Source organism: Mesorhizobium sp. M7D.F.Ca.US.004.03.1.1 (assembly GCF_003998635.1).
Lineage (GTDB): Bacteria > Pseudomonadota > Alphaproteobacteria > Rhizobiales > Rhizobiaceae > Mesorhizobium > Mesorhizobium loti.
Map to the genome: position 1 here is coordinate 1 of NZ_RZQG01001058.1, position 1,889 is coordinate 1,889.

Consider the following 1,889-nt stretch of genomic DNA (forward strand, 5'->3'; position numbering starts at 1 on the left):
TCCTAATCGGCATCGTTCTGGTCATCTTCCTGCTGGTGGTGCTGGCCATTGCTCCGAAAATTCCGTGTCCGTTTGGCGCTATATGGCGGAAACGGGCGGGAATTACCAGTGCGCAGCCGCTTGGTCACGGCGAAGGCGCCGGACTTACGTGACGGCGAAGATGCCCAGCACCACCAGCAGGAAGATGACCAGAACGATGCCGATTAGGATGCGCGCACCGGTGGCGGCGGCACCTGCCAGCGCCGGCATGCCGAGCAGGCTCGCCGCAGCCGCTACGATGAGGAGAATGATGATCCATTTGAGCATGGGAATGCCTCGCAACCGACATATTTTGAAACCGCATGAAAACGCGTCCGCCGCGCTTGGGTTCCCGTCGGGCTGCGAGGCCTGTTCGCGACGAAAACTAGCCGGCGATCTCGATATCGGTGGTGAAGGGCGCCGTCTTTTTCGAATTCTCGTCGTGCATGAGGAAGTCGCAGCGGTATTTGCCGGGCGGCACGCCGTCGAGGGAGAGGTCCAGCTTGAAGAACAGTTCGCGGTTGTGCGAGCGGGACGCGACCTGGACACGGCCGACCTTCTCGCTCGTGCCGAGCGTCTCGCCGGCTGCGGAAACCACCGTGATGTCGACGGAAAGCGCGATCATGCTGTTGCCGAGGCCGTCCGAGCCGTAGCCATAGCCAATGGGTTCCATGTACAGCACGATCTTCTCGCCGGGCTTGTAGGTGTGATTGGCGCGCTCGCTGTAGATGCCGAAACCGCTTGCGGTATCGACCTGTTTGACGTTCTGGACGGCCAGCGGCATCGCTTGCCAAAAGGCTTCCTCGGCGCTACGGAATTTGTCCAGCGCGCCGGCGCCGTCACCCGATTGCAGCAGTTTTTCGGCTTCCGCGGCGCGGTCGCTGATTTCGCCTGCGAAAGCGCACGGCGTCGAGATCGCCAGCGCCATCAGAACTGCCATGATCGATTTCATCTGCATTCCCCTTTGCCTGTCGGGCGGACCATCTGCGAAAATGACCGGGCCGTAAATGGCCAATGCAGACGTCAGCCGCGCCCGATCTCAGGCACGGTCCAGACCTCGCCGGGCCGCAAGGCGCGAAAGTGCTCGCGCGGAACACCTTGATCGTCGAGCGCCTCGGCCAATTTCCGCGCCGGCTCGTCGATCGGTTCGTCGGTGAGCTGGAAGGTGCCCCAGTGGCAGCCGGCGGCGAAAGCGGCGTTGCAAAGCGTCATGCCTTGCACGGCTTCCCTGGGGTTTTGGTGCTGCGGCGCCATGAACCAGCGCGGCTCATAAGCGCCGATCGGCAGGATGGCGAAACGGAAACCGCCATGTTTCTCAGCCATCAGCCGGTAGTTGATGCCATCGTGGAAGCCGGTGTCGCCTGCGAAATAGAGCTTGCCATCAGGCGTTTCGATGACGAAGCCGGCCCACAGCGCCATGCGCCGGTCGCGGGCGCCACGCGCCGACCAGTGATGCACCGGCTCGACATGGAGGGCGACGCCGTTACCGACCTCGACCCTGTCGCCCCAGTCATGCGCCGACAGCCGCATGCCGGGCACGGCGGCTTCGATGATGGCGTCGTTGCCGAGCGGGGCGAGCACCAGCGGGTCGTGGCTGGCCTTCAGCCGCTTCAACGTGGCGAGGTCGAGATGGTCGTAATGGTTGTGGCTGACCAGCACGAGGTCGATCGGCGGCAGGTCGGCAAAGGCGATGCCCGGCGGATTGATGCGTTTTGGCCCGGCGAAGGAAAGCGGCGACGCGCGCAGCGACCACACCGGATCGGTGAGGATGTTCAGACCGGCCGTCTGGATCAGCAAGGTGGAATGGCCGACCATCGTCACATCCAGCGCGGGGCCTTCGATCTTCGCGGTCGGTTTTGCCTGCGGAAAGG

General features: G+C 63.5%; 3 protein-coding genes. All 3 read right to left on the reverse strand.

Translation table 11 applies throughout. The features are described from left to right. Positions 1–144: 144 nt before the first annotated feature. The gene (locus EN935_RS33795; RefSeq protein ID WP_082525393.1) at positions 145–306 is read right to left on the reverse strand and encodes a DUF1328 family protein; all 162 of its coding nucleotides are present in this window, start codon (positions 304–306) and stop codon (positions 145–147) included. A gap of 97 nt (positions 307–403) precedes the next feature. Further along, positions 404–970 (reverse strand): hypothetical protein, encoded by a 567-nt coding sequence (locus EN935_RS33800; RefSeq protein WP_127265643.1) that lies wholly within the window; start codon positions 968–970, stop codon positions 404–406. A 71-nt stretch (positions 971–1,041) separates the two neighbouring features. Continuing rightward, positions 1,042–1,889, reverse strand: an 848-nt coding sequence (locus EN935_RS33805) for an MBL fold metallo-hydrolase (protein ID WP_127374113.1), incomplete at its 5' end; no start/stop codon positions are given.